22 protein-coding genes and 1 tRNA gene are annotated in these 25,590 nt (G+C 64.3%); 11 read left to right on the forward strand and 12 right to left on the reverse strand.

The window, feature by feature from the left end; all coding sequences use genetic code 11:
• Positions 1-97: 97 nt before the first annotated feature.
• Both tig and ACFOMH_RS00735 read right to left on the reverse strand, forming a co-directional pair.
• Positions 98-1,432 (reverse strand): trigger factor, encoded by a 1,335-nt coding sequence (tig, locus tag ACFOMH_RS00730; RefSeq protein WP_377741958.1) that lies wholly within the window; start codon positions 1,430-1,432, stop codon positions 98-100.
• A gap of 500 nt (positions 1,433-1,932) precedes the next feature.
• On the reverse strand, positions 1,933-2,838 hold the full coding sequence (locus ACFOMH_RS00735) for a LysR family transcriptional regulator (RefSeq protein ID WP_377741960.1): 906 nt from the start codon (positions 2,836-2,838) through the stop codon (positions 1,933-1,935).
• A gap of 123 nt (positions 2,839-2,961) precedes the next feature.
• Here ACFOMH_RS00735 and ACFOMH_RS00740 point away from each other — a divergent pair, with 123 nt between their 5' ends.
• Entirely contained in the window at positions 2,962-3,252 is a 291-nt protein-coding gene (locus ACFOMH_RS00740) for a hypothetical protein (protein WP_374425889.1), read from the forward strand.
• A gap of 107 nt (positions 3,253-3,359) precedes the next feature.
• Here the strand turns inward: ACFOMH_RS00740 and ACFOMH_RS00745 are convergent, their stop codons facing one another.
• Together ACFOMH_RS00745 and ACFOMH_RS00750 are read right to left on the reverse strand one after the other, a co-directional pair.
• Positions 3,360-4,508, reverse strand: coding sequence for a CaiB/BaiF CoA transferase family protein (locus tag ACFOMH_RS00745; RefSeq protein WP_377741962.1), 1,149 nt, complete (start codon positions 4,506-4,508; stop codon positions 3,360-3,362).
• Entirely contained in the window at positions 4,508-5,707 is a 1,200-nt protein-coding gene (locus ACFOMH_RS00750) for an acyl-CoA dehydrogenase (protein ID WP_377741964.1), read from the reverse strand. The genes ACFOMH_RS00745 and ACFOMH_RS00750 overlap by 1 nt, the downstream gene beginning before the upstream one ends.
• Positions 5,708-5,818: 111 nt before the next feature.
• Here ACFOMH_RS00750 and ACFOMH_RS00755 point away from each other — a divergent pair, with 111 nt between their 5' ends.
• Complete coding sequence (locus tag ACFOMH_RS00755) at positions 5,819-6,739, forward strand: LysR family transcriptional regulator (RefSeq protein WP_377741966.1); 921 nt, start codon at positions 5,819-5,821, stop codon at positions 6,737-6,739.
• 103 nt (positions 6,740-6,842) lie between these two features.
• On the opposite strand, the gene katG is transcribed toward ACFOMH_RS00755, so the two are convergent.
• Positions 6,843-9,020: a catalase/peroxidase HPI gene (gene katG, locus ACFOMH_RS00760; protein ID WP_377741968.1), complete on the reverse strand. Its 2,178-nt coding sequence runs from the start codon at positions 9,018-9,020 to the stop codon at positions 6,843-6,845.
• A gap of 154 nt (positions 9,021-9,174) precedes the next feature.
• Here katG and ACFOMH_RS00765 point away from each other — a divergent pair, with 154 nt between their 5' ends.
• A complete protein-coding gene (locus ACFOMH_RS00765; protein ID WP_374425894.1) occupies positions 9,175-10,128 on the forward strand; it encodes a hydrogen peroxide-inducible genes activator in 954 nt (317 codons plus the stop codon).
• Here the strand turns inward: ACFOMH_RS00765 and ACFOMH_RS00770 are convergent.
• Positions 10,091-11,143, reverse strand: a complete 1,053-nt coding sequence (locus tag ACFOMH_RS00770) for an L-threonylcarbamoyladenylate synthase (protein ID WP_377741970.1) — start codon at positions 11,141-11,143, stop codon at positions 10,091-10,093. The two genes, ACFOMH_RS00765 and ACFOMH_RS00770, sit on opposite strands and share 38 nt — an antisense overlap.
• Positions 11,144-11,429: 286 nt before the next feature.
• On the opposite strand from ACFOMH_RS00770, the gene ACFOMH_RS00775 reads away from it, so the two are divergent.
• Positions 11,430-11,630 (forward strand): hypothetical protein, encoded by a 201-nt coding sequence (locus tag ACFOMH_RS00775; RefSeq protein WP_377741972.1) that lies wholly within the window; start codon positions 11,430-11,432, stop codon positions 11,628-11,630.
• A gap of 350 nt (positions 11,631-11,980) precedes the next feature.
• A tRNA-Ala gene (locus ACFOMH_RS00780) sits at positions 11,981-12,056 on the forward strand.
• Positions 12,057-12,254: 198 nt separating this feature from the next.
• Here ACFOMH_RS00780 and ACFOMH_RS00785 read toward each other — a convergent pair.
• Positions 12,255-13,571: an aminotransferase-like domain-containing protein gene (locus ACFOMH_RS00785; protein ID WP_377741973.1), complete on the reverse strand. Its 1,317-nt coding sequence runs from the start codon at positions 13,569-13,571 to the stop codon at positions 12,255-12,257.
• Between the two features lie 96 nt (positions 13,572-13,667).
• Between ACFOMH_RS00785 and ACFOMH_RS00790 the strand changes: the two genes are divergently transcribed.
• Genes ACFOMH_RS00790 through ACFOMH_RS00800 form a run of 3 tightly spaced genes read left to right on the forward strand, consistent with a single transcriptional unit; the run spans position 13,668 to position 16,475 of the window.
• Entirely contained in the window at positions 13,668-14,339 is a 672-nt protein-coding gene (locus ACFOMH_RS00790; RefSeq protein WP_377741975.1) for a serine O-acetyltransferase, read from the forward strand.
• Positions 14,336-15,253 carry a pyridoxal-phosphate dependent enzyme gene (locus ACFOMH_RS00795; RefSeq protein WP_377741977.1) on the forward strand — a complete coding sequence of 306 codons (918 nt, stop codon included), beginning with the start codon at positions 14,336-14,338 and terminating at the stop codon, positions 15,251-15,253. The genes ACFOMH_RS00790 and ACFOMH_RS00795 overlap by 4 nt, the downstream gene beginning before the upstream one ends.
• Positions 15,246-16,475: an MFS transporter gene (locus tag ACFOMH_RS00800; RefSeq protein WP_377741979.1), complete on the forward strand. Its 1,230-nt coding sequence runs from the start codon at positions 15,246-15,248 to the stop codon at positions 16,473-16,475. The genes ACFOMH_RS00795 and ACFOMH_RS00800 overlap by 8 nt, the downstream gene beginning before the upstream one ends.
• Before the next feature lie 217 nt (positions 16,476-16,692).
• Here ACFOMH_RS00800 and ACFOMH_RS00805 read toward each other — a convergent pair whose 3' ends face one another.
• The 5 genes from ACFOMH_RS00805 to ACFOMH_RS00825 all read right to left on the reverse strand — a co-directional run bounded on the left by ACFOMH_RS00805 (position 16,693) and on the right by ACFOMH_RS00825 (position 21,835).
• Positions 16,693-17,478, reverse strand: coding sequence for an SDR family oxidoreductase (locus ACFOMH_RS00805; protein WP_374425901.1), 786 nt, complete (start codon positions 17,476-17,478; stop codon positions 16,693-16,695).
• A 51-nt stretch (positions 17,479-17,529) separates the two neighbouring features.
• Positions 17,530-18,480: a sugar-binding transcriptional regulator gene (locus tag ACFOMH_RS00810; protein ID WP_377741981.1), complete on the reverse strand. Its 951-nt coding sequence runs from the start codon at positions 18,478-18,480 to the stop codon at positions 17,530-17,532.
• Positions 18,481-18,502: 22 nt separating this feature from the next.
• A complete protein-coding gene (locus tag ACFOMH_RS00815) occupies positions 18,503-19,972 on the reverse strand; it encodes an FGGY family carbohydrate kinase (protein ID WP_377741982.1) in 1,470 nt (489 codons plus the stop codon).
• Between the two features lie 85 nt (positions 19,973-20,057).
• A complete protein-coding gene (locus ACFOMH_RS00820) occupies positions 20,058-21,026 on the reverse strand; it encodes a transketolase family protein (protein WP_377741984.1) in 969 nt (322 codons plus the stop codon).
• Positions 21,026-21,835 (reverse strand): transketolase, encoded by an 810-nt coding sequence (locus tag ACFOMH_RS00825; RefSeq protein WP_377741986.1) that lies wholly within the window; start codon positions 21,833-21,835, stop codon positions 21,026-21,028. Before ACFOMH_RS00825 ends, ACFOMH_RS00820 begins: the two co-directional genes overlap by 1 nt.
• A 218-nt stretch (positions 21,836-22,053) precedes the next feature.
• Between ACFOMH_RS00825 and ACFOMH_RS00830 the strand changes: the two genes are divergently transcribed.
• The 3 genes from ACFOMH_RS00830 (at position 22,054) to ACFOMH_RS00840 (ending at position 25,587) form a co-directional block, all read left to right on the forward strand.
• Positions 22,054-23,019 carry an ABC transporter permease gene (locus ACFOMH_RS00830; protein ID WP_377741988.1) on the forward strand — a complete coding sequence of 322 codons (966 nt, stop codon included), beginning with the start codon at positions 22,054-22,056 and terminating at the stop codon, positions 23,017-23,019.
• Between the two features lie 120 nt (positions 23,020-23,139).
• Positions 23,140-24,072: a substrate-binding domain-containing protein gene (locus ACFOMH_RS00835; protein ID WP_377741989.1), complete on the forward strand. Its 933-nt coding sequence runs from the start codon at positions 23,140-23,142 to the stop codon at positions 24,070-24,072.
• Positions 24,073-24,093: 21 nt separating this feature from the next.
• Positions 24,094-25,587, forward strand: a complete 1,494-nt coding sequence (locus ACFOMH_RS00840; protein WP_377741991.1) for a sugar ABC transporter ATP-binding protein — start codon at positions 24,094-24,096, stop codon at positions 25,585-25,587.
• Positions 25,588-25,590 lie beyond the last annotated feature (3 nt).

Here is a 25,590-nt window from a genome sequence, read left to right on the forward strand (position 1 = left end):
ATCGTCGCCCCCGGCGCGAACCATAGCCCGCCCGATCCGCGCATGAAAAAAGGGCCGCCCCGAACGGAGCGGCCCCTGATCCTGCGAAGGCTGGCGATCAGACCTGATCCAGCGCCTCGATGGCCTTTTCCAGATCGTCCTTGCTGACCGACTTTTCGGACACTTTGGCGCCCTCGACGATGTGATCGACGACCTTGTCCTCGAAGATCGGGGCGCGCAGTTGTTGCTGGGCCTGCGGGTTCTTCTGGATGAACTCGAAGAAGGCGCGTTCCTGGCCCGGATATTGACGGGCCTGTTGCAGCACGGCCTGGGTCATTTCCTGATCCGAAACGGTGATCTCGGCTTTCTGACCGATCTCGGCCAGAAGCAGGCCAAGACGCACGCGACGCTCGGCCAGGGCCTTGTGCTCGTCCGTCGGCTCGATCTCGCCATGGTTATGGCCGTGATCCTCGGGGTGCTCTTCGTGGTAAAGCTGATGGGCGATCTGATGGGCCTCGGCCTCGACCAGCGACTCGGGCAGGTCGAACTTGACCAGCGCATCCAGCTTGTCCAACAGCGAACGCTTCAGAACCTGACGCGCGGCACCGGTATATTCGGCCTCGAGACGGCCACGGATCTGGGTCTTCAGCGCATCCAGATCCTCGGCGCCGAATTTCTTGGCCAGCTCGTCGTCGATCTCGGCCGCTTTCGGGGCCTTGACTGCCTTGACGGTGGTTTCAAAAATGGCGTCCTTGCCGGCCAGATGGGCGGCGCCATATTCCTCGGGGAATTTGACCTCGACCTTGACCTCGTCGCCGGCCTTGGCGCCGACCAGCTGATCCTCGAAGCCGGGGATGAAGCTGCCCGAACCCAGAACCAGCGGATAATCCTCGGCGGCGCCGCCTTCAAAGGCCTCGCCATCGACCATGCCCTTGAAGTCGATCACGACCTGATCGCCCTCTTTGGCCTTGGAACCCTTGCGGCGATCCTCGAAAGCCTGGGCGTTCTTGGCCAGGTTTTCCAGCGCCTCGGTCACCTGCGCATCATCGGCCGCGACGACCAGACGCTCAAGCTCGACACCCGAAAGATCGGCCTCGGGAATGACGGGCAGCGCCTCATAGGCGACGGTGACGACGACGTCGTCGCCCTCTTTCCAGGTCTCGCCATTGACCATTTCGATCTGCGGTTGCAGCGCCGGGCGGTCGCCGGTCTTTTCCAGATGATCGCGCATGGCCTTGTCGATGGCTTCCTGCATGGCATCACCCAGCACGCGCTGACCAAACTGCTTTTTCAGCAGCGCCATCGGCACCTTGCCCTTGCGGAAGCCCTTCATCTCGACCTCAGGCTGCGCCTCTTTCAGCTTGGCATCGACCTGCGCCGCAAGTTCAGCCGCCGGCAGCGTGAATTCGTAGCCGCGCTTCAGTCCTTCGTTCTGGGTTTCCTTGACCTGCATTTGTATTCCTTCATCCATCCAAGCTGCGAATACCGGCACGCGGGCCGGATTGGTGCCGCAACCGTCCCGCCCCCGCGCCTTCGCGTGTTTCAGCGCGCTAGCTATGGGATTTTGCGGTCCTTAGCAAGGTCGAAGGCTCGTTTCCCCAGCCCTGCGCGGTTGAGACGCCGCCGGCGGCGCCCGGGGCATCCTGTCCGCCCGTCCGCCCCCGCAATCCGGTCCCGAACCCGCGACCGAGTCGAATCCGCCGCGACCATCTCACCCATAGATTGCAACGCAAAACCATGGGTTTACCTTACGCTAGGTCAATGCCTGCTACCTAACCAAAAGCCAAGTTCACTTTTTACGGGAAAAGTCGCAAAAACAGGTTGTGTTAAGTGTTTGACTGTTAACGTTTGTAGCGAGTTCCGGGTTAGAACGAAATTTCGACCGGGTGGGTCTGCCAAGGGCCCGCCCGGTTGCCATTTTCACGACCGCGTTTCGGGCCGTGCCGCCCGGGATCAGGGGTCGGTTTTCCTCCAGCTCTGTTCCCATTTCAGCGCCTCGCCCTGAATGAAGCGCGCGAAACTGCCGACCTTGCTGGACCGGTGCAGGTCGACATGGGTCACCACCCAAAGCGGAACCTCCCATTCGGGCGGCGCGTAATCGGGAAACAGCTCGATCAGATCGCGCTCGGCGCTGCCGCGCGCCAGAAAGCCGATCCCAAGCCCGCACATCACCGACCAATAGACGACCGAGGGCTGGGGCGTGCGTAGCGCAAAGCAATCCTCGGACAGCCGCTCGGACAGCCATTGATTGAAGGGGGCGCGGGAATAATCCCCCTCACCATGGATATAGCGGTGCCCTTTCAGGTGGTCCGGGCTGTCGGGGCGGCCATGCGCGTCGATATAGGCCTGTGTGCAGTAAAGCGCGACCCGGTGGCTGACCAGCGGCGAGACGATGTAATCGGGATGCGAGGGGCGCGGCCCGGCGCGCAGGGCGATATGCGCCTCGCCCGAGGCCATTTCATAGGTCCGTTCATCCGACCGGTAAATGACCTGCAATTTGGGGTGCTCTTGCTGAAACCGGGCGATGATGGGCAGGATACAGCGTTCGATCGAGGGGACGCCCGTCACGATGAGCTGTCCCGAAACCTGATGACTCGAGGTTTCGATCCGGGTCAGCATCTGCGCGATCTGTTCATCGACCAGGCTGGCGGTGCGCAACAGCTCTTCGCCGGCCTCGGTGGGGGTATAGCCACGGGCATGACGTTGAAAGAGCTTCGTGCGCAGATGCAGTTCAAGCTGGTCGATATGCCGGATGACAGAAGAGTGATGCATGCTCAGCGCCTCGGCCGCGGCGCTGACCCGGCCCAAACGCGCCACATGCGCCGCGGTGCGTATCTCGGTCCATAAATTCAAGCGCATGATCGCCTCAGTTTTGCACACAACATGTGTAGTATGGCCGGTTTTATCGCGAAACTGCAATACCGATATGGCTGTCATCGAAGAAAGGCGCGCTTTGAGCCGCCAGATATAGGAGAATTAGAGATGCTGAACAAACTGGTCCTGGCCGCTATTGCCACCGCGATCGCCCTGCCCGTCGCCGCCTCGGAAATCACCCCCGGCCGCGCGATGGAGGCGGAACTGCTGAACCTCGACGCCTCGTCCTTTACGCTGAGCGAGCTGGGTCAGATCAGCTCGGAGGCGACCCATAACAAGCGCGCCGAACGCGCCCGCTTTATCCTTGAGGAACGCGCCGATGGCGTGCGCAACGCGGTCGCCAGCGACGACACCCCCAGCGACTATTTCGGCGCGACACGCATCGGCCGCGACGACTGATCCGCGGATCCTTTACCGCGCGGCAGATCCTGTCGGCGCGACACGCAAGGCCGCCCCGAAACGGGGGCGGCCTTGATGCGTTTCGCGGTGGCGCGGGGCCGCGCGGATCAATCCGTCAGGAAATGCCAGTCGCCTTGCCCCAGCGCGGGCGCCGCCCTGTCGGTCACCAACGGGCTGCGCGAAAAGCGCATCGGACTGCGCAACCCGGCAATGCCTTCGGGCGCGATGCGCAAGCCCCGCGCCACAACCTGCGGATCGGCCAAAGCCTCGGCCACGTCATTGACCGGCCCGCCCGGCACCCCGGCTTTTTCAAGCGCGGCGATCAGCTCGGCCCGGGTCAGCCGCGCCGTCGCCCCGGCCAGCATCGGCACCAGCCGCGCCCGGTTCGCCACCCGCGCCGGATTGGTCGCGTAATCGGGGTCCTGCGCCAGCCCCTCTTGTCCCAGCACCCGGCACAGGGCCGCGAATTGCCGGTCATTGCCGCAGGCGATGATCAGATGCCCGTCACTGGCCGGGAACAGCTGATAGGGCACGATATTCGGATGCGCATTGCCCAAGCGGTGCGGCACCACGCCCCCCAACAGGTAATTCGTCGCCTGATTGGCCAGCACCGCCAGCCCGCAATCCAGAAGCGACAGGTCCAGATGCTGTCCCCGCCCGGATCGCGCGCGCTCGGCCAGCGCGGCCTGCACGGCAATGGTGCCGTAAAGCCCGGTAAAAATGTCGATCCAGGCGACGCCGACCTTTTGCGGCTCGCCCGCCGGATCCCCGGTCAGATCCATGATCCCCGACATGCCCTGGATCAGGAAGTCATAGCCCGGCTGCGCCGCGCGCGGCCCGTCCTGTCCGAAACCGGTGATCGAGGCATAGACCAGCCCGGGATTGCGCCCGGCCACGCTGTCATAATCCAGCCCGAACTTGCGCAATCCGCCCAGCTTGAAGTTTTCGATCACCACATCGGCCGTGTCGATCAGCGCCTTCAGCCGCTCAAGATCGGCGGGGTCGTTGAAATCGCAGATGACCGAGCGCTTGCCGCGATTGGCGGCGTGGAAATAGGCGGCGACGGTTTCGGTCGTGCCATCCGCATGCGGCCGCTCGATAAAGGGCGGGCCCCAGCGGCGGGTGTCGTCGCCTTCCGGCGCCTCGATCTTGATCACCTCGGCGCCCAGATCGGCCAGCGTCTGGCCGATCCAGGGGCCGGCCAGAATCCGGGCCAGTTCGACGACCTTCAGCCCCTTCAGCGCCGGCTCGCCCATCAATAGAACGCCTGCAAGCCGGTCTGCGCACGGCCAAGGATCAGCGCGTGAACGTCATGCGTGCCCTCATAGGTGTTCACGGTTTCCAGGTTCTGCGCGTGGCGCATGACGTGATAGCCGATCTGGATGCCGTTGCCGCCATGCATGTCGCGGGCCTGACGCGCGATCTCCAGCGCCTTGCCACAGTTGTTGCGCTTGACGATGGAAATCATCTCGGGCGCGAACTTGCCCTCGTCCATCAGGCGGCCGACGCGCAGGCTGGCTTGCAGGCCAAGCGCGATCTCGGTCTGCATATCGGCCAGTTTCTTCTGATAAAGCTGGGTCGCGGCCAGCGGGCGATTGAACTGATGGCGGTCCAACCCATAGCTGCGGGCGCGGAACCAGCAATCCTCGGCCGCGCCCATCACGCCCCAGCTGATGCCGTAACGCGCCCGGTTCAGACAGCCAAAGGGGCCGCCCATCCCCTCGGCATGGGGCAGCAGCGCGTCTTCGCCAACCTCGACATTCTCCATCACGATTTCGCCGGTGATCGAGGCGCGCAGGCTGAGCTTGCCCTCGATCTTGGGCGCGGAAAGCCCCTTCATGCCTTTTTCCAGCACAAAGCCCCGCACCTTGCCGCCATGCGCCTCGGACTTGGCCCAGACCACGAACACATCGGCGATCGGCGCGTTGGAAATCCACATTTTGGACCCATTCAGCACATATCCGCCCGCCGTCTTGCGGGCGACCGTGCGCATGCCGGCGGGGTCGGATCCGGCCTCGGGTTCGGTCAGGCCGAAACAGCCGATGAATTCACCCGAGGCCAGTTTGGGCAGGAATTTCCGCTTCTGATCCTCGCTGCCATAGGCCTCGATGGGATACATCACCAACGAGGACTGCACCGAGGCCATCGAGCGATAACCGCTGTCGATGCGCTCGATTTCCCGCGCCACCAGACCATAGGCGACATAGGACGCCCCCACCCCGCCATATTCGTCCGAAACCGTCACGCCCAGCAGGCCGGACTGGCCCATTTCGCGAAAGATCTCGGGATCGGTCGTCTCGTTCAGATAGGCGGCCTCGACGCGCGGGGCCAGCCGGTCGGCGGCAAAGGCGGCGGCGGTTTCGCGGATCATCCGCTCTTCCTCGGTCAGCTGATCGTCCAGCAGAAAGGGATCGGACCAGGAAAACGGGGCGCCCTTGTGCGATTTCGTCGACATGCATGCCTCTTGCGATGATGGGGCCCGGGCTGCGGGCGGTCACCTTATTCATTAGCGCTTTCAAAGCGCGTCACAAAATGGATAATTCTCATCAGTTGATGCATAGGATGAATGACCTTGCGACAAAGGCGCTTTCTGCCCAATCTCAGCCTGCTTCTGGCCTTTGACGCGGTGATGCGGGCGGGATCGGTCACCGGGGCGGCGCAGGAACTGGGCCTGACGCAAAGCACGATCAGCCGCCTGATCCAAAGCCTTGAGGCACAGCTGGGACTGGCGCTCTTCATCCGCCACAAGAAGCGCCTGATCCCGACCGAGGCCGCCGGGCGTTATTTCCGCGACATTTCCGGCGCGCTTGAAATCATCCAGCGCGCCAGCACCTCGCTCATCGCCAATCCCGATGGCGGCACGCTGGATCTTGCCGTGCTGCCCACCTTTGCCACGCGCTGGCTGGCGCCGCGCCTGCCGCAATTCCTGTCGGATCATCCCGGCATTTCGATCAACCTGACCACGCGGTTTCGCAAGTTCACATTCGACGCGGAACCCTTTGACGCGGTGATTTATTTCGGGGCGGACGATTGGCCGGGGGCGGAATATCTCAAGCTGTTTGACGAACGCCTGACCGCCTGTGCCGCGCCGGATTTTCTGGCCGCGCATCCGGTTGCCGATGCCGCCGATCTGGCCGGGGCCGTGCTCTTGCAGTTACAGACCCGGCCCGGCGCGTGGTCGGACTGGTTCGCGGGTCAGAACGCGCCCCGCCCCGCCGGCACAAGCGGCATGATGATGGATCAGTTTTCGATGATGATCCAGGCGGCAATCTCGGGCCTTGGGGTGGCGCTTTTGCCCGATTACCTGGCCCAGATCGAAATATCCGAGGGCCGGCTTTGCCCGATCCTGCGCCCGGCCGTGCCGGGACGCGGCGCCTATTGGCTGGCCTGGCCCGAGCGCAAGGCCGGGCTGAAACCGCTTGAGGCGTTCCGGGCCTGGCTGGCCGAACAGATGGCCCGCGACGGAATACATGCAGGCCACGCATGACGTGCCGGTGATCGCCGTCGCCCGCAACGTCCCCCAGTCCATGAAATGCCCATAAAAAGGGGCGGCCGGCATTCCTGCCGGCCGCCCCCGTTACTCGTTCACCTTACACCAGGTCGAAGCGGTCGGCGTTCATGACCTTGACCCAGGCGGCGACGAAATCGCGCACCAGCTTTTCCTTGCTGTCGTCCTGGGCATAGACCTCGGCATAGGCGCGCAGGATCGAGTTCGACCCAAAGACCAGATCGACACTGGTCGCGGTCCATTTCGCCGCGCCCGTCTTGCGGTCGCGGATCTCATAGCTGCCTTTGCCGGTCGGAACCCAAGAATAGGCCATGTCGGTCAGGTTGACGAAGAAATCATTCGTCAACGCGCCTTCGCGGTCGGTGAACACCCCGGCTTTCGAGCCGCCGTAATTGGCGCCGATCACCCGCATGCCGCCGATCAGGACGGTCATTTCCGGCGCGGTCAGCCCCATCAGCTGGGTGCGGTCCAGAAGCATTTCCTCGGGCGAGACGACATAGTCTTTCTTGACCCAGTTGCGATAACCATCGGCCAAGGGCTCGAGCACGTCAAAGGACGCGGCATCGGTCTGGGCGTCGGTGGCATCGCCCCGACCCGGCGCGAACGGCACCGCAATGTCAAAGCCCGCGGCCTTGGCCGCCTGTTCGATGCCCAGATTGCCGGCCAGCACGATGGTATCGGCGACCGAGGCACCGGCCTGCGCCGCCAGCGGCTCCAGCACCGCCAGCACGCGGGCCAGACGCTCGGGTTCGTTGCCGATCCAGTCCTTTTGCGGGGCCAGACGGATGCGCGCGCCATTGGCACCGCCGCGCATGTCCGATCCGCGATAGGTCCGGGCGCTGTCCCAGGCCGTGGTGACCATATCCTGAAGCGACAGGCCCGAGGCGGCGATCTTTGCCTTGAGCGCGGCCACGTCATAGCCGGTCGGGCCGGCGGGGATCGGATCCTGCCAGATCAGCTCTTCGGCGGGAACGTCCGGGCCAAGATAGCGCGGCTTCGGCCCCATGTCGCGATGGGTCAGCTTGAACCATGCGCGGGCGAAAGCGTCGTTGAAGGCCGCCGGATCCTTGTGGAACCGTTCGGAAATCTCGCGATAGATCGGGTCCAGCTTCAACGCCATGTCGGCATCGGTCATGATCGGGTTATAGCGGATCGAGGGATCCTCGACATCGACGGGCTTGTCCTCTTCGGCGATCGAGACCGGCTCGTATTGCCAGGCGCCGGCGGGGCTTTTGCGCAATTCCCAGTCATGGTTCATCAGCATGTCGAAAAAGCCGTTGTCCCATTTCGTCGGATGCGTGGTCCATGCGCCTTCGATGCCGCTGACGACGGTGTTGCGGCCGATGCCGCGCTTGCCGGTCTTGTTCATCCAGCCCAGGCCCTGATCCTCGACGCCCGAGGCTTCCGGCGCCGGGCTCAGATCGGCGGCGCTGCCATTGCCATGCGCCTTGCCGATGGTGTGGCCGCCGGCGGTCAGCGCCACGGTTTCCTCATCGTTCATGGCCATGCGGGCAAAGGTTTCGCGCATCTGCGCCGCGGTTTTCAGCGGATCGGGCTTGCCGTTCACGCCCTCGGGGTTGACATAGATCAGCCCCATCTGCACGGCGGCCAGCGGGTTTTCCATGGTGTCGGGATTGGCGACATCGCCATAGCGTTCGTCGCTGGGCGCCAGCCATTCCTTTTCGGCGCCCCAATAGACGTCCTTTTCGGGATGCCAGATATCTTCGCGGCCGAAGCCGAAGCCAAAGGTTTTCAGCCCCGCCACGTCATAGGCGATGGTACCGGCCAGCTGAATCAGGTCGGCCCAGCTGATCTTGTTGCCGTATTTCTTTTTGATCGGCCACAACAGGCGGCGGCCCTTGTCGGTATTGGCGTTGTCGGGCCAGCTGTTGAGCGGTGCAAAACGCTGGTTGCCGGTGCCGCCGCCGCCACGGCCATCGGCCAGACGATAAGAACCGGCGGTATGCCACGCCACGCGGGCGAACATGCCGACATAGCTGCCCCAATCGGCCGGCCACCAGTCCTGGCTGTCGGTCATCAGCTTGCGCAGATCGGCCTTGAGCGCCTCGACATCCAGCGATTTCAGCTCTTCACGATAGTCGAAATCGGCGCCAAGCGGGTCGGTCTTGCGATCATGCTGGCTAAGGATGTCGAGGTTCAGCGCGTTCGGCCACCAGTCGGTATTGGACTGGCCCGCCGCCGTCACGCTGCCATGCATGACCGGGCATTTTCCGGCCGTCTTGATTTCGTTTCCATCCATCTTGCTCTCCAATCCTGGCTATTCGTGCGAGGCAGGCCCTGCCCCGGCCGCATCACGATGCAGCCGGGGCAGGACCGATTTACAAAACGCACGTTAGCAAGCATATGCAATAAGATAAATTTTCATTTTCTAATGCCTATGATATGTCTCGCTTATGAATCTGATCACCATGAAGCATCTGCGCTATTTTGAAGCGCTGGCCCGCCACCGCCATTTCGGCCGCGCGGCCGAGGCATGCGCCATTTCCCAACCGGCGCTGTCGCTGCAAATGAAAGAGCTGGAAGAGATTTTGGGCGCACCGCTGATCGAACGCGGCGCGCGCCAGATCCGGCTGACGGGATTGGGCGAATCGCTGGCGGCGCGGGCGCGCGACATTCTGCGCGCGGTGGACGAGCTGGCGCTTTTGGGGCGGGCGGGGATCGGCGCGCCAAGCGGGCGGCTGCGCATCGGCGTCATTCCCACCATCGCGCCCTATCTGTTGCCGCGCGTCGTTCAGGCGCTTTCGGCGCGCTTTCCGGGCCTTGACCTGCGCCCGCGCGAGGCGGTGACGCGGCGGCTCATCGACGGGCTGCTTGAGGGGCGGATGGACACGGCCATCGTCGCGCTTCCGGTGTCCGAGCCGGGCTTGGTCGAACAGCCGCTTTTTGACGAGGAATTCCTGCTGGTCCGCCCCAGCGCCGATGCCGGCAAGCCCGCCCCAAGCCCGGACAAGCTGCGCGAGATGCGGCTCTTGCTGCTTGAGGAAGGGCATTGTTTCCGCGATCAGGCGCTGTCCTTTTGCAAGATGTCGCCCGGCGTCGCCCGCGACATGATGGAGGGCAGCTCGCTCTCGACCCTGGTCCAGATGGTCGGCGCGGGGATCGGCGTCACATTGATCCCGCAGATGGCGATCCCGATCGAAACCCGCTCGGCCGAGGTCGCGGTGACCCGCCTGCCCGCGCCGCGCCCCAGCCGCACCATCGGCATGGTCTGGCGCAAGACCAATCCGCTGGCCAATCAGCTGGAACAGATCACCGCCTGCGTGCGCGAGGTCGCCATAGCGGGAACCGCGCCGCCGCACGGATTTCCGGTCAGCGTGGTGCCGCCGCCCGCGCCAGCCGATCCCTGATCGCCACGCCGATGCCGTGATCGGGGATCGGCGCCACCGCGATCATCGCGGCCCCGGTGGCATCGGCCGCATGCAACAACTCAAACAGGCGCCGCGCCGCCTCGGCCAGATCGCCCGAGGGGCTGAGATCAAAGACCCCCGCCGCCTGTGCCTGTCCCGGCAGGACCTGCCCGGCAAAGGTGATCAGCGCCTCGCCCGGGGCGACATCGCGCGCCTCAAGCCGCAACAGCGCGCGCGGCGCATAATGCGATCCCAGCATGCCGGGTGAAAGCAGCGGGCCGCCCTGACCCGCCAGCGCGCTGGCGGTGCCGGGGCCTGCCATCTGCGCGGGTTCAAGCCCGGCGGCGGCCGCGATCTGGTCGGGGGTGATGACGCCCGCGCGCAGAATGTCGATGCCGTCCCGACGCACCCGCGCCACCGTCGATTCGACGCCGATCTCGGCCGGCCCGGCATCGACGATCAGTGACAGATTCGCCCCAAGATCATCGAGCACATGGCGCGCCGAGGTCGGGCTGATCCGTCCCGAACGGTTGGCACTGGGCATGGCCAGCGGCAGGTCCAGCCGCGCGATCAGCCCCTGCGCGAATCCCCGCGGCGCCCGCAGCGCCGCCGTATCCCCGCCCGCCGTCGAGGCCGGCGTGATCCCGCCCCCCGCCGCATCGCGCCGCAGCGGCAACACCAACGTCAGCGGCCCCGGCCAGAAAGCCTGCGCCAGCCGAAAGGACATCTCGTCCATATGCGCATAGCGTTCGGCCATGGCCATGTCTGCGACATGCGAAATCAACGGGTTATGGCTGGGCCGGCGTTTGACCGCATAGATGCGCGCAATCGCGTCGGACCGGGTCGACACGCCCGCCAACCCATAGACCGTCTCGGTCGGAAGGGCCACGACATCGCCCCGCGCGAGCAGCTCGGCCGCCTGATCCAGCGCATGGGGATCATCGGCCCTCAGCACCCGGGCCATCGGGGCTGGCGCCCCGGTGCTGCGATCATCCTGCCTGTCTGCGCTGGCCATGCCGGACCCTTTCCCGTTCCCGCGAACTGTTAGGAGCGATCCGCCAGCCCGTCAACGTCCCTGCCCGGGTCGCACCCCCGGATCCGGCCCCGATTCCGGCGGAACGCCCCCGCGCCCCAAAACGCGCCTGACTGGCACATTTCGCCCAATGCTCCACCTGAAGTTGCCCAAAAAGCTACGGTGACTTTTTTGCCACGCAGGCCGAACATGGCGCTACGGGCGCCCGTTTTTTCATAGGCGTTACGTTTGCATGTTCAAAGGCAGTTAATCAGTAACCGAGGTCAACATGAACGCCTGGTGGAGCACATCCGTCGCCATCAACCGCGCGCTTGGCGGCCGGAATTCCGAGCCGCTTTGTTCAAGGGTCTATCGTCAGCCGCCTTCGCTGTGGCGGTCGCTTTTCATGGTCACCATGGATCGCGCCTTCAAGGAAGCCGCCCATTGCGAAAGCGTGCATCAGCGGTGGCGCAACCTGATCGAGACCTAGACGCCGCGCGCCCCCCTGTCCGGTCATTCCCGGTCCGGTCGCCCCGCGGGGTCGCCCCCCTCTGCGGTGGTCCCGGCACGCCGACCGCCGCAGCTTTGCCCCGGCCCTTCCCCCCGGGCCATCGCCGCAATGGCGACGGGCCGCCACATCGCAGCCCGCGAACCCCGCCTTTCGGCGCGTTTCCACCGCAAGATCGCCCCGCGCATGCCCGCCCCTCTGCCACGCCGAAAGCGCCTGCGGGACGGCCCGGAAATAAGTTTCCGACAGGCGCATTTTTTCGCTTGCGCTCACTTTGCGCCCCCCATATACGACGCCCCACGCAAGCGGCACAGACGCTTGAGACCTCCGGTGGGGCCATAGCTCAGTTGGTAGAGCGCTTGAATGGCATTCAAGAGGTCAGGGGTTCGACTCCCCTTGGCTCCACCAAAAATTCCCGAAGAAATGGCGAATGGATTATCCGAAAACCCCGGATATCTTTCCATTTTTTCCGGAAAGCCGAACCTTTGAGAACGCGCGCAGCCCAAGCCGGCATTGGGGCTTCGGCCGAATGAAACGCGGCGGCTGGATGCGGAAACAACCGCCGAGATGCGCTGTTCTCTTGCCCCGCTGACAAAAATCGCGGCTTCAGGCCCGGCCGCCGGCAAGCGCGGCGATGGTGGTCAGGCCCGTCAACAACCTGTCCCATGGCTCGGCGCTGATCGACACGCGCACATGGCGGCTGCACTGTCTTGTCGCGGCGAAGAAATCGTCCTGCACGACACGAACGCCCAGTGACAGGGCGCGCGATTCGAAGGTCTGGGACTCGGCGACGGGCAGCCAGAAATGACAGGCCGGCGCAGCAGCCAGCCCCGGGAAAAAGCGCGTGACGATGCACCAGCGCCGGGCGATTTCCTCGGTCTGTTGCGATGCAAGACGCATGGCCGATCTGTCCTCTATCATGCGCGTGGCGGTCATCATCGGAAGCGGCGCGACGAACCAGCTTGCGGTCGCGGCCTCCTTGCGGATCCGGTCGAGGACGGGGTGATTGCCGATCGCGAACCCGAAACGCAATGCCGGCGAGACCGATTTCGACAGGCTGGAAATCAGCACATGCTGCCCCTCGAGATCCGCCACAAGCGGCGGCTGACCCGAATAGCTGCCATAGACATCGTCTTCGACCAGGGTCAGGCCCGCGCGCCGGATCACGCCGGCGATATCGGCACGGCGACCGGGCGACATGACGGCGCCGGTCGGATTTTGCAGATTGGGCATTGCCACAAGAACCCTGGCCCCGGTCTGGGCGCTGGCCTGTTCCAGCGCATCGGGCAACAACCCCTCACTGTCGCAGGCGACCCCGTGCAGCCGCAGGCCCGATTGCTGGGCGACGGCTTTCATGCCCGGAAAGGTAAAGGCCTCGGTCATCAGCGTCTTGCCGGGTTTCAGCAATGCCGCCAGAACAGCCGAAAGCGCGGCCTGCGCGCCGGTCGTGATCGCCACATCCGCCCGTGGCAGATCGAAGCCCCGCCACCGCATCCACTGTCGCACGGCATCCGTGGCCCGATACAATTGCGCATCCGTCGGATAGCCGAACAGATGCGGCGTCAGGTCCGCGGTCGCGGTGAATGCGGAACGCAGAACCGCCTCGTCCACCAATGGCGGCAATATGGTGGCAAGATCCAGTGACGAGCAGGTCTGCGAGATCTGCGAAAAGAGCTGCGCGGCGTCGCTGCGCGGCAAAACATAGGTGCCGCGCCCGACCTCGCCGCCGACAAGTCCCTGGCGCGTTGCCTCGACCATCGCCCGCGACACGGTCGAAAGATTGAGCCCCAGCGCATAGGCCAGCTCACGTTGCGCCGGCAGGCGGTCATTGACCTTGAGCTCGCCGGATTCGATCGCCCGCTTGAGGGCGCGCACCAAAGCCTCTGGCTTGGAAAACCCCGTTTCCAGCTTGGGAACCCACATCGTCCCACCAATGATTGTATTGCATACATTTCTTTCGTTGACCCAAACAATTGTCAAGGGCATGCAACGGCAAGTTGATGCTGAGTGGATATTTGTATGCAAAATTTGGTCGGCGAAATGTTCGAAACCCTGTTCCGCGATTCCGGGCCAGCCAAGGCGCGGGGCGCCATGCCGGATGATGTGGCCGATTGCGCCATGTCCTTTCAAAGCGAAGTCATCGACGACATCTGCGAGGATCTTGCATCGCATGTCGAGCGGGATCCGGCCGTTCTGGGCGAGCCCCTGTTGGTGCTGACCCCGAACGCGCCCTTTGTCGCGACCCTGTGCCACCGGGTCGCCCATGCCATATGGCAAAGCCATGACAGCCCCGAAAAGCGGCGCATCGCCATGGCGGTCAGCCATTTTGGCCGCGTCCTGTCGGGGGCCGAAATCCATCCGGCGGCGCGGATCGGGCGGCGCTTTGTGCTGGATCACGGCACCAATACGGTCATTGGCGCGACCACCGTCATCGGCGACGATTGCTATATCCTGAACGCCGTCATCCTTGGCGCCCGCGGCATCAGCGAAAATCCGCAGGGCAAGCGCCACCCGACCCTTGGCAATCGCGTACAGGTCGGCGCATTTTCCCGGATTCTGGGCGATATCCGGGTGGATGACGACGTGTTCATCCGCCCCCATTCCGTCGTGCTGACGGATGTGGCCGCAAAGGCGGGAAATGCCGTTCCGCCCTTTGCACGACGCTTTTGCCTTGACGGGTCCGCCGCATGAAACCGCATGAAACCCCCTTGTTTCACCACAATAATGTGGCCGTCAAAATGGAGGCGCTGCAACCCGGCGGCAGCCACAAGGCCCGCGCCGCGCGCCGCATGATCCGCGAGGCCCTGGTTGCGGGCCACCTGTCCAAGGGCGGCGGGCGGCGGATCATCGAAAAATCCGGCGGCAATCTTGGCGTGGGCCTTGCGTTCGAGGCGCAGCGCCACGGGATCGCGGTCGATCTGGTCATCGGGCTGTCCTTTTCGCCCCTGAAGCGGCGCCTGTGCCAGCATTTCGGCGCAAATCTGATTGGCGAAAACCTGTTGCGCGCAGGCTTTACCCCGAAGCAGGCGATCACCCATCTGATGAAACAGGACCCGGATCGCTGGTTCTTCACCGATCAATTCATCAACCCCGCCAACCTGAACGCGCATCTTGAGGAAACCGGCCCCGAACTGGTCCGTCAGGTCGCGGCCATCCGCCAGCCGGGACAGGGCATCATTCTGGTCAAGGGCGCCGGCACGGGGGCAAGCTTCGAAGGCATCTCGCGCTGTTTGCGCGACGCGTTCGGGGCGGTGCGATGCGAACTGGTCGTCCCCTCGGGATGCGACATTGCCGCCAATGTCTTTGTCGATCACCCGCTCGAGGGCTTTGCCGTGGGCGTCCGCCCGCCATTTCTGGATCTTGGATATATCAACGCCGTGCATCAGATCGCGCCCGATGTCGCGATGGAGGGACAGGCCGCCATGGCGCGGCATATCGGCTTTTTTCCCGGCATGACAAGCGGCGCGAATTACGCCGCCGCACTGAGCGCCGCCGCAAGGCATCCCAACGCGCTGATCGTCACGCTGGCTTATGACAGCGGCGAATCCTATATCCGCGCGGCGGCGGATCCCGCGCCCCCAACGCCACAGCCGGCCCATGTCTGATCCTGCCCCCCCGCCCCGCGCCGGCGCCTCCATCGCAAAGCTGGCGCTCGCCAACGGGCTGAGCGTCTCGGCCGCGGTCATTTCGGTGACGGCTTCGGCGCTGGTCGCGCGGCGCATCGGCTGGGAAGGCGGCCTGACCACGGTCCCCTATGGGCTGCAATTTCTGTCCCTGCTGATCGCGACCTTTCTGTCCGCGCGCCTGATGAGGCGGATCGGGCGCAAGCCGGTTTTCCTTGCCGCCGCCGCGATCGGGGTGGCGGGCGGCGCCCTGGGCTATGCCTCGGTCATCTGGTCGAGCCCGCTGCTTTTGTGCCTTGCCCATATCGCCCTTGGGATCCAGCTGGCGAATGGCAATTTCTACCGCTTTGCGGTGCTTGAACTGTCATCGCCGGCAAAAAAGGCGCAAGCCATGTCGCTTGTGGTGGCGGGCGGCACCTTTGCCGCGATCATCGGGCCTTACCTCTCGCGGCAGGCGGTTTTCTCGGCCGATGTCTTTGCCTCGGCCTATCTGGGGGTCGCGCTGCTTGCGGTCGTGATTGGCGGGCTGATCGCGACGACCCCGCTTGTCCGCGTGACCGAGGCCCCGGCTTCGGTGTCGAAATCCGATATGATCAAGGCGCTGTCCAGCGGCCCGGTGCTGATTGGCATGGCCATCGCCGCATTGGGCTATGGGGTGATGAACCTTTTGATGATTTCGGCATCGCTGGCGCTGGATGGGCTTGGCTGCGGCTTTTCCCAGATTTCCTATGCGATCCAATGGCATGTGCTTGCGATGTTTCTGCCCTCGCTGGTGATGGGGCGGATCGTGGCGCGGTTTGGCGCGATGCCCGTCGCGGTGACGGGCGTGGTGACGATCCTGCTGGGCGCAATCGTCACCTGGCGCGATCCGCTGAACATTCCATTGATCGAGAAATTTCTGATCTTGCTGGGGCTGGGCTGGAACATGACCTATGTGGCGGGGTCGTTCCTTGTCGCCGCGAATGCCAGGGCCGAACATGCCTTGGCGATGCAGGCCAGCAATGACGTGGCAATCGGCATTTTCGCGATGATCGGGGCCTTTCTGCCCGGCCCGGTCATGGCCATCTGGGGTTGGGCGGGCGCCAATGCCCTTGTTGCCGCCGCGATGCTGGGGCTGATCGCGCTGGCTTTGATGGTCCAGCTGAGCCTGCGGATGCGGCCCGAACAGACCCCCGCCCAGCCGGAACCGACCGCCAGGAAATGATCGAAGCCGCGCATGGGCAAGCCCCATGCCTGTCGATCCCTTTGACAACCGATCCGCAGGGATCCGGCCCCAAGGCGCGAAAAGATCTCGTCGGGGCCGGAGAACGACGCGCCGGCAAGCCCCGCGCCGCATATGACCATCGGGCGGGCGGGCCAGCCAGCTTGCGCCCCAACCCGCCCCAAAGGACCGCCCACCGGCCCGCCTCAGCCGAGGCCGGTCACGACATGATCAGCCCGCCATCGACATTGATCGTCTGGCCGGTGATATAGGCCGCATCCGCCGAGGCGAGAAAGGCCACCAGTGCGGCGACCTCGGCCGGGGTGCCGGCGCGGCCCATGGGGATGCCGCGCACCCATTCCTCCATCAACTCGCCGGGGCCATAATCGCCCAGCATTTCGCCCCAGACGCGGTCGTTATAATCCCACATTTCGGTATGGATGATGCCGGGACAGATCGCATTCGCGGTGATGCCCTCGGCCGCCAATTCCTTGGCAAGGCTTTGCGTCAAGCCGACCACGCCGAATTTCGAGGCGGCGTAATGCGGGGTATAGATGAACCCCTGTCGCGCCTGCCCCGAGGCGGTGTTGATCAGCCGGCCCTTGGTGCCGCTGGCGCGAAAGCGCCGGATCGCCTCTTGGCAGCACAGGAAGACGCCCTTGGTGTTGACGTCAAGGTTCAGATCCCATTCCCGTTCCGACAGATCCTCGACGCGGGCGATGGTGATGACACCCGCGTTCTGGACCGAGACCGAGATCGCGCCCAGCTTTGCCTCGGCCTCGCCATAGGCGTCGCGGATCGCGGCGGCATCGGTCACGTCCAGCACAAGGCCGATCATCTCGGCGCCGGTTTCGCCGGCAATCGCGCGGGCGATTTCGGGGGTGTCTGGCTCGATGGCGGCGATAGCGACCTTGGCGCCCTCTTCGGCAAAGCGGGTGGCGATGCCGCGCCCGATGCCCTTGTTGCCCCCGGTCACGATCACCGTCTGGCCTGCAAAGCGTTTCATGAGTTCTTCCTCCATGTGGCGCGACAGGCTGGGCGGTGCCCCCGAAAGGGATCAGGCCGTCAACCGTGCCGCTGTAAACTTGTCCGTGACCAGCACGTCGATGATGTCCAGCTTCAGCGCGCCCGCGATGGCCTCGGTCTTTGAGGCACCCCCGGCAAGCGCCATCACCCGATCCGCCTTTTTAAGCTCTTCGAGCGAGATACCGATCACCCGTTCGTTCAACGGCGTCTCGACCGGCTTGCCGTCCCGGTCATAAAAGCGGAACGAGATTTCGCCGACCGCGCCGGCCTCGTTCAGCATGGCCAGTTCCTGTTTCGAGAAGACGTTGCCCGATCGCGCCAAAAGCTCGGACGGCTCGACCGCGCCGATGCCGATGATGGCCAGCGTCAGACGGCCGAAAAGGTCAAAGGTCTCGCGCACGACCGGATCGGCCAGCATCACGATCTTGGCCTCGCGCGATGAGGTCACGCCCTGCACCAGCAACAGGCGCGGCTCGCCCCCGGTCAGCTTGGCCAGACGCGCGGTCAATTCGGTGGCATGGGTCTGGACCGAGGCATCGCCCATCCCGCCCAGCATCTGCACGATATAGCGGGCCTTGGTATTCCTCAGCGGATGGATATTGTCGACCATGCGCAGGATGGTCTGGCTCCAGCTTGAGACGCCGACGATCTCGTCCTGCTGCAAGGTCACCTCGACGAAATGCGCCGCCGCCTCGCCGATGCGGGCCATGATGGCGCCGTCGCGATCCTCGGAACAGTCGATGACGATGGCCTCGGTCAGCCCATAGCGGTCGCGCAGCGCGGTTTCGAGATCGGAAAACGTGCCCGGCGGCGGAATGACCGAGGTGCGCACGATGTTTTCCTGCGCGGCACGTTTCAGCATGCGCGAGACGGTCGCCTGCGACATATGCATCGTGCTGGCAATATCGGCCTGGCGCTTGCCCTCGACGTGATACATCTGCGCCACCCTGGCAATCAGTCGCAATTCGTTGATCCGGCCCATGGGCTCCTCCGCGGGTGAATTTTTATTCACCCTTAACTGGCGGAGCCGAAACCGTCGAGCGATAGATCGCGTCCCGCCAGACGGCCAGCCGGCCAGCCCTGTCCGACGCCCGGGGGTGCAGGGTCCGCCCCCCCTGAGGCAGCGCGGAAAGCGCCGCCAGATCGGGCCAGACACCAAGCGTCAGCCCGGCCAGACAGGCGGCGCCAAGGGCAGATGCTTCGGGCGCGTCGCATTGGATCAGCGGGTGCTCGATCATGTCGGCGACGCTTTGCATCAGAAACAGGTTCTTGCTGGGCCCGCCATCGGCGTAAAGCCTGCCAAGCGGTGCAGGCGACTGCGCCATCATCGCGGCCAGCACGTCATGAACCTGAAAGGCCATGGAATCCGTCACCGCACGCGCCATCTGGGCACGCGTGGTGTTGAAGGTGACACCCGAAAACAGCGCGCGGGCATCGGCCTGCCAATAGGGCGCGCCCAGACCGACAAAGGCCGGCACAAAGCCCGGCCCGCCGGGTTCGGCCGTCATCGCCAGATCGGTCAGCGCCTGCACATCCGGCAGCCCCATCAGTTCCGCCATCCAGGGAAGGGACGCGGCCGAAACAAGGATATTGCCTTCAAAGGCATAGGTCGGCCGGCCGTTGATCGACCAGGCGATGGTGGTGGTGATCCCCTGTTGCGGCGCGATGAAATCCGGCAGCGCCATCATGATCGACGAGCCGGTCCCGAAGGTCACCTTGCCATCGCCGGAATGGAACGCCCGGTGCCCGAAAAGCGCCGCGTGGCTGTCGCCGATGGCCGCGCAGATCGGAATGCCATCGGGCAGGCCCGCAACGCCCCTTGTCTCGCCAAAGCGGGCGGCGCTGTCGCGCAGCTCGGGCAGCGCGGCTTTCGGAATACCGAAGAGCGCACAAAGCTCGTCGCTCCATTCCATGCGGCCAAGATCAAGCAGCTGGCTGCGGGCGGCATTGGCCGCGTCGCAGGCATGGACCGCCCCGCCGGTCAGGCAATGGATCAGCCAGGCGTCGATGGTGCCCAGCCGGACCCTGTGGCCCGAGGGCGCACGGTCCAGCAGCCATTTCATCTTGGGTCCGGGAAACATCGGGTCGATGGGCAGCCCGGTCAGCGCCCGCACCCGTGGCTCGTGCCCCGCCGCGATCAGTTCGGCACAGGCGGGCGCGCTGCGCCGGCATTGCCAGCTGACCACGGGGCCCAGCGGCTGGCCGTCATCCGCATCCCAGATCGTCACCGACTCGCGCTGGTTCGAAATGGCGATGCCGAGGATCTGCACCGTCGGCATCTGTGCCAGACAGGCCGCGATCGCCTCTTGCACGGATGCCCAGATCCGCAGCGGCGACTGTTCGACCCATCCGGGCTGGGGGTGCTCGATGCCCACCGGCGACGAGCCGCGCGACAGGATCTCGCCCGCGGTCGAGACCAGCACCGCCTTGGAATTGGTGGTGCCCTGATCGATTGCAAGAATGGCGGTGGTCATGAGCGCTCCGGCGAATGGGGTGGAAAGACGGGCGCGACAGAGGGAGGATCCGTCGCGCCCCGCACGGGGGTCCCGCCCGGGCCGATCAGGCCCTTGCGGCTTTCCGTGCAATCAGCTCGACCGCAGCATCTGCGACGGCAATCGGCGACATGCCGAATTCGTCCAGCAGGAACTCGGCCGAGCCGGTCGGCGCGAAAATGCCCGGCACGCCGAGTATCTTCATCGGCACCGGCGATTCCGCCACCACGACCTCGGCAATTGCCGAACCAAGGCCGCCATAGATCGAATGTTCCTCGGCGGTCAGGATCGCGCCGGTATCGCGGGCGGCGGCGACCACGGCCTCGACATCGATGGGGCGGACGGTGGCCATGTTCAGAACCCGCGCCTCGATCCCCCGGCTGGCCAGAATATCGGCGGCCTTCATCATGCGATGGGTCAGCGTGCCATTGGCGATCAGGGTGACGGCATCGCCGTCGCGCAGAAGGTTCGCCTTGCCCGGCACGAATTTATGCCCGGCGGGCAGCAGGTCCGGCACGCCCACACGCGACAGGCGCAGGAAAACCGGCCCCTCATAGCCCGCGGCCCATTCGACGGCGGCGGCGGTTTCAATCGAATCGCAGGGCGCGATCACCGGCAGGTTCGGCAGCACGCGGGTCCAGGCGAAATCCTCGATCGAGTGATGCGTCGGGCCAAGCTCGCCATAAGCCATGCCCGACGAAATGCCGATCAGCTTCACATTGGCATTGGAATAGGCGATGTCGGCCTTGATCTGTTCCAGCGAACGGCCGGTCAGAAAACAGGACGCGCCACAAACGAAAGGCAACAGCCCGCCATTGGCCAGCCCTGCCCCGACGCCGACCAGGTTCTGTTCGGCAATGCCCACATTCACCAGCCGCTCGGGCCATTTCGATTTGAAACCGCCCAGCTTGGACGAGCCGACCGAATCGTTGCAGACCGCGACCACCTTGGGGTTCTCGGCGCCAAGACGTTCCAGCACCGCGACAAAGGCATCGCGGCAGTCATGCAGCTTGGGGGGATTGGTCACGGCATTCATCAGTTGACCTCCGAAAGCTCGGCAAGAGCGATTTTATACTGTTCCTCGTTCGGCACCTTGTGATGCCAGTCAACCCGGTCCTGCATGAAGGAAATGCCGTGCCCCTTGTTCGTATGGGCGACGATGCAATGCGGGCGGTCGCCGCGCCGTTCCAGCGCGGGAACGATCTCGGCCATGTTGTTGCCGTCGATCTCGGTCACGTCCCAGCCAAAGGCCGTCAGCTTGGGGCCAAAGGGGGCCAGATTGTTGGTATCGGCCAAGGATGCGCCCTGCTGGAAGCGGTTATGGTCGATGATCAGCGTCAGGTTGTTCAGGCCGAATTGCGCGGCGGCCGAGATCGCCTCCCAGTTCGAGCCTTCCTGCATCTCGCCGTCGCCGGTCATGACATAGGTGTGATAGCCGGCGCCGGTCAGCTTGGCGGCCTTGGCCATGCCCACGGCGACCGGAAGCCCGTGGCCCAGAGGGCCGGTATTCGTCTCGACGCCCGGAACCTTGTTGCAATTCGGATGCCCGTTCAGCCGGGAATGCGGCTTCAGAAAAGTGGAAATCTCGTCCTCGGGGATAAAGCCGCGCTTGGCCAGCGTCACATAAAGCGCCAGCGCGACATGCCCTTTGGACAGCACGAAGCGGTCGCGGTCGGGGCGCTTGGGTTCATCGGGCGAAATGCGCAAGACGCGGAAATAAAGCGCGGTCAGAATGTCGGTGGCCGACATTTCCCCGCCGATATGGCCGGCGCCGGCTTCGAACACCGCTTGCACGTCACGGCGCCGAATCTGCCGGGCGATGCCTTCAAGATCGTTCGGCTGCATGATTCCTCCTGCGTGAATATTTATGCTGATCAAAATATATTTGCACAGAAGCCCGCAAGTCAAGGGGGATGACGATCCCCCATGCCCGCATTCCTTTACGAAATCTGTTGACACGAATCTTGCCGCCAGCATATGCATTAACAAGCATATTGGAATATTTATTCCATCCATAAAGCTACCACGATGTGCGTGAGAGGGAGGGCCTTATGCTTGCGTCATTGAAAGACAGGGATGGTGGTGCGGGGGCGAAGCTGTTCTCGACGCTCAAGGGGGCGACGGGACCTCTGATCGGCCTGATCCTGCTCTGCGTATTCCTGTCATTCGAGACGGACAAGTTCATGTCCGTTCGAAACCTGCTGAACATCTTCGATCAGATCAGCGTCCTGGGCATCATGGCGGTCGGGATGACGCTGGTGATCCTGATCGGCGGGATCGACCTTGCGGTGGGTTCGGTGCTGGCGCTGGCGATGATGGTGATGGGCTATCTGGCAAACCAGCTGGGCCTGCCGCTGATCCCGGCGATCCTGATTGCGCTATGTGTCGCCGCATTCACCGGCGCGGTCTCGGGGCTTCTGATCACCGTGTTCCGCGTTCCGGCCTTTATCGCCACGCTGGCCATGATGTCGGTGGCGCGCGGTCTGGCCAACATGATCACCGATGGCCAACAGATCGTCGGCTTCCCGACCTGGTTCAGCGCGCTGGCCTATTACCGCATCGGTGGTTTCCTGACATTCACGGTCGCGGTCATGCTGATCGTCTTTGTCATCGGCTGGGCCTATCTGCGTTACAGCGCGGGCGGGCGTTCGCTTTACGCCATCGGCGGCAACCCCGAGGTCGCGCGCCTGGCCGGGATCAATGTCAATCTTTACACCATCGGCGTCTATGTGGTTTCGGGCTTTCTGGCCGGCCTTGCCGGCATCGTGCTGGCGATGCGGCTCGACTCGGTGCAGCCGACGGCCGGCGTCACCTATGAGCTGGACACCATCGCGGCCGTGGTCATCGGCGGCACCAGCCTGACGGGCGGCAAGGGCGGCATCTTTGGCACCATCATCGGCGTGCTGATCATCGGCGTGCTGCGCAACGGTCTCAATCTCCTGGGGGTGTCGCCCTTTATGCAGGCGGTCGTCATCGGCGTGGTCATCGCGCTTGCCGTCGCGGCCGAGGCCTTCAAGCAGAACAAGTAACCCCGCCCGCCCCCTTTCGGGGCGCGGGAGGTGCAATGCGGCCACGTTCGGACAGGTCGCCCGGCCGTGACGCTTTCAGGTCCGCCAGCAAGGCGGCCACTATCAACGGAGGAAACTTACATGCAGATCAAGACCGCTATCTGGGCTGCCGTCGCACTGGCAACCACCGCCCTCAGCCCGCTTGGCGTTTCCGCCGGCGAGGTCAAGAAGATCGGCCTTGCCGTGTCGAACCTGCAAGCCGACTATTTCAACCAGATCAAGCTGGGCGTCGAAGCCTATGCCAAGGAAAAGGGCATCGAGGTCATCACCGTCGACGCCAAGAATGACAGCGCCACCCAGGTCAGCCAGGTGCAGGATCTGCTGACCCAGGACATCGACGCCTTCATCTATATCCCCGCCGGGGCCGCCGCCGCCGCCGTGCCGACCCGTCTGGCCAAGGATGCCGGCATTCCGGTCGTGAACGTCGACCGCAACGCCGATGGCGCGCCGGGCGACACCTTCATCGCCACCGACAACGCCACCTCGGCCTATGAGGTCTGCAAATACATCATCGGCAAGGCCGAGGGTAAGGGCCAGATGCTGATGGTCCATGGCCAGAAAGGCACCACCCCCGAGGTCGAGCGCACCAAGGGCTGCATGAAGGCGATCGGCGAAAATCCGGGCGTCGAACTGGTCGCCGAACAGTGGAGCGAGCAGTGGTCGCAGGCCGAGGGCCTGAACATCACCCAGAACCTGCTGCAAGCCCATCCCGATGTGAAGATCATCTTTGCTCAGGCCGATGGTCTGGCCCTGGGTGCGGCACAGGCGGTCAAGGTTTCGGGCGCCGAGGGCGTGATCGTCGGCGGCTTTGACGGCGACACCACCGCGCTGCCGATCCTGGCCGAGGGTGGCTTTGCCGCCACCGCGACCCAGCAGGTGCGCGGCATCGGCCGTCTGGCCGTCGACAGCGCCATCAAGCTGGCCGCGGGCGAGACGCTGCCCGCCGAACAGCTGCTGCCGGGCTTTCTGACCACGCCCGAAAACGCGGCGCAATACGTCGCCGAGCATCCCTGATCCAGGCCGAAAGAGCGCGTCATGACCACAACGGAACGAACTCCTATCCTCTCCCTGCGCCAGATCCGAAAGTCCTATGGACCTCTGGAGGTGCTGCATGGTGTCGATCTCGACGTTTATGCCGGCGAGGTCGTGGCGCTGCTTGGTGAAAACGGTGCCGGGAAATCCACCCTCTCGAACATCATTTCGGGCACCGTTCAGCCAAGTTCGGGCGAAATGACCTGGCAGGGGGCGCCCTATTCCCCTGCCAGTCCCCGCGCCGCGATGGATGCCGGCGTCGGCATGATCCATCAGGAACTGAAACTGCTGCCGCAGCTGTCCATCGCCGAAAACGTCTTTGTCGGCCGCTATCTGATGAAAGGCGGCCGCATCGACCGCCCCGCGATGGAGGAACGCGCCCATGCCGGCCTGCGCCGCCTTGGGCTTGAAATCTCGCCCCGCCGGCTGGTCGAGGGCCTGTCCACCGCCAACCAGCAGCTGATCGAGATCGCCAAGGCGCTCACGCTGAACGCGAAGCTGCTGATCCTTGACGAGCCGACGGCCGCCCTTGGCGGCGAAGAGACGCAGCTTCTGTTCCGCCAGATCGAGCGGCTGAAAGCCGAAGGCGTCGGCATCATCTATATCTCGCACCGGCTCGAAGAAATCCGTCAGGTCAGCGACCGCATCGTGGTCATGCGCGACGGCGCCAAGGTTCAGGAATTCGACCGTGGCGATGTCCCCATCCGCACCATCGTCGAGGCCATGGTCGGCCGTTCCTTGGAACGCATGTTCCCGACCATCCCCGAGGCAACGGATCAGGTGACGCTTGAGGTGCGCGGTCTTACCTCTGCCGCCGGAAGCTTTCGCGACATCAACTTTGCCGTCAAAAAGGGCGAGGTTTTCGGGATCGCGGGCCTTGTCGGGGCGGGCCGGACCGAACTGGTGCGCGCCATCACCGGGGCCGATCCCATTTCGGGCGGCGAGGTGCGGCTGCACGGCAAGACCATCACCCCCCGCTCGCCCATCGACGCGATCCGCAACGGCATCGTTCTGGTGCCCGAGGATCGCAAGCTGCAAGGCGTCATCCTTGACCATTCCATCGCCGAAAATATCGGCTATCCCAACCTCAGGGAAATCGCCCGGAACGGCTGGCTGAACGCGCGGCGTCTGAACAGCTTTGCCGATGAATATATCGCCCGGTTCGGGGTCAAGGGCCGGGGCCAACAGAACGCGGGCGAGCTTTCGGGCGGCAATCAGCAAAAGGTGGTGCTGGCCAAATGGCTGGCCCGCAAGCCGCAGGTGGTGGTTCTGGACGAACCCACGCGCGGCATCGATGTGGGCGCGCGGTCCTCGATCTATGAGCTGATCATGGATCTGGCGCGCGAAGGCGTCACCGTGATCGTCGTCAGTTCCGATCTGGAAGAGGTGCTTGGCGTCTCAAGCCGGATCATGGTGATGGCGCAAGGCAAACAGGCCGGTATCCTTGATCGCGACGCGGCCAATGACGTCTCGATCATGGAACTGGCGACCATCTGAAAA

It is taken from the genome of Paracoccus mangrovi (assembly GCF_042648425.1).
In the GTDB taxonomy this organism is placed as follows: domain Bacteria; phylum Pseudomonadota; class Alphaproteobacteria; order Rhodobacterales; family Rhodobacteraceae; genus Paracoccus; species Paracoccus mangrovi.

Excerpts from the sequence above, each read along its gene's own strand:
- tig (WP_377741958.1), bottom strand. The coding sequence starts at position 1,432 with ATGCAGGTCAAGGAAACCCAGAACGAAGGACTGAAGCGCGGCTACGAA.
- ACFOMH_RS00735 (WP_377741960.1), bottom strand. The coding sequence starts at position 2,838 with ATGCGCTTGAATTTATGGACCGAGATACGCACCGCGGCGCATGTGGCG.
- ACFOMH_RS00740 (WP_374425889.1), top strand. The coding sequence starts at position 2,962 with ATGCTGAACAAACTGGTCCTGGCCGCTATTGCCACCGCGATCGCCCTG.
- ACFOMH_RS00745 (WP_377741962.1), bottom strand. The coding sequence starts at position 4,508 with ATGGGCGAGCCGGCGCTGAAGGGGCTGAAGGTCGTCGAACTGGCCCGG.
- ACFOMH_RS00750 (WP_377741964.1), bottom strand. The coding sequence starts at position 5,707 with ATGTCGACGAAATCGCACAAGGGCGCCCCGTTTTCCTGGTCCGATCCC.
- ACFOMH_RS00755 (WP_377741966.1), top strand. The coding sequence starts at position 5,819 with ATGACCTTGCGACAAAGGCGCTTTCTGCCCAATCTCAGCCTGCTTCTG.
- katG (WP_377741968.1), bottom strand. The coding sequence starts at position 9,020 with ATGGATGGAAACGAAATCAAGACGGCCGGAAAATGCCCGGTCATGCAT.
- ACFOMH_RS00765 (WP_374425894.1), top strand. The coding sequence starts at position 9,175 with ATGAATCTGATCACCATGAAGCATCTGCGCTATTTTGAAGCGCTGGCC.
- ACFOMH_RS00770 (WP_377741970.1), bottom strand. The coding sequence starts at position 11,143 with ATGGCCAGCGCAGACAGGCAGGATGATCGCAGCACCGGGGCGCCAGCC.
- ACFOMH_RS00775 (WP_377741972.1), top strand. The coding sequence starts at position 11,430 with ATGAACGCCTGGTGGAGCACATCCGTCGCCATCAACCGCGCGCTTGGC.
- ACFOMH_RS00785 (WP_377741973.1), bottom strand. The coding sequence starts at position 13,571 with ATGTGGGTTCCCAAGCTGGAAACGGGGTTTTCCAAGCCAGAGGCTTTG.
- ACFOMH_RS00790 (WP_377741975.1), top strand. The coding sequence starts at position 13,668 with ATGCAAAATTTGGTCGGCGAAATGTTCGAAACCCTGTTCCGCGATTCC.
- ACFOMH_RS00795 (WP_377741977.1), top strand. The coding sequence starts at position 14,336 with ATGAAACCGCATGAAACCCCCTTGTTTCACCACAATAATGTGGCCGTC.
- ACFOMH_RS00800 (WP_377741979.1), top strand. The coding sequence starts at position 15,246 with ATGTCTGATCCTGCCCCCCCGCCCCGCGCCGGCGCCTCCATCGCAAAG.
- ACFOMH_RS00805 (WP_374425901.1), bottom strand. The coding sequence starts at position 17,478 with ATGAAACGCTTTGCAGGCCAGACGGTGATCGTGACCGGGGGCAACAAG.
- ACFOMH_RS00810 (WP_377741981.1), bottom strand. The coding sequence starts at position 18,480 with ATGGGCCGGATCAACGAATTGCGACTGATTGCCAGGGTGGCGCAGATG.
- ACFOMH_RS00815 (WP_377741982.1), bottom strand. The coding sequence starts at position 19,972 with ATGACCACCGCCATTCTTGCAATCGATCAGGGCACCACCAATTCCAAG.
- ACFOMH_RS00820 (WP_377741984.1), bottom strand. The coding sequence starts at position 21,026 with ATGAATGCCGTGACCAATCCCCCCAAGCTGCATGACTGCCGCGATGCC.
- ACFOMH_RS00825 (WP_377741986.1), bottom strand. The coding sequence starts at position 21,835 with ATGCAGCCGAACGATCTTGAAGGCATCGCCCGGCAGATTCGGCGCCGT.
- ACFOMH_RS00835 (WP_377741989.1), top strand. The coding sequence starts at position 23,140 with ATGCAGATCAAGACCGCTATCTGGGCTGCCGTCGCACTGGCAACCACC.
- ACFOMH_RS00840 (WP_377741991.1), top strand. The coding sequence starts at position 24,094 with ATGACCACAACGGAACGAACTCCTATCCTCTCCCTGCGCCAGATCCGA.